Raw genomic sequence first — 325 nt, 5'->3', positions numbered from 1 at the left:
AGCTCGCTCGGGCGGGTCAACTACGGCCCGCAGACCGGGATTCGAAGGGCATCACGGGCGGGGTGCGGCACGAGCGGCAGTACCTGCACGGCTGCACGGTGGCCGCCTTCGACGTCCAGGCCCCGCTGCCGGAGCTCGCGTTCACGGGCGAGGGCCCGTTCGCCCGGGGCACGTTCGACCTGGACGCCACCGGCGACGGCTGGCTGGCCGTCCCGGCGGCCGGCACGGCTACCTCTGGGTGAACGGCTTCCTGCTCGGCCGCTACGACGCGCGCGGCCCGCAGACCGCGCTGTTCTGCCCGCAGCCGCTGCTGCGGGAGGGCGCC

General features: G+C 75.7%; 1 protein-coding gene and 1 pseudogene. Both read left to right on the top strand.

What is annotated here, in order from left to right; translation table 11 throughout:
- Nucleotides 1-242, top strand: a pseudogene (locus tag ACLWS4_RS38220) (hypothetical protein); the annotation flags it as partial.
- On the top strand, nucleotides 239-325 hold an 87-nt coding region (locus ACLWS4_RS38215), incomplete at its 3' end, for a hypothetical protein (RefSeq protein WP_416876598.1). The pseudogene ACLWS4_RS38220 and the gene ACLWS4_RS38215, both read left to right, overlap by 4 nt.

This window comes from Kitasatospora sp. SC0581 (assembly GCF_048159585.1).
GTDB lineage: Bacteria > Actinomycetota > Actinomycetes > Streptomycetales > Streptomycetaceae > Kitasatospora.
Note: the sequence above shows the minus strand (reverse complement) of the source record. Positions and strands in the feature narration are given on the sequence as shown.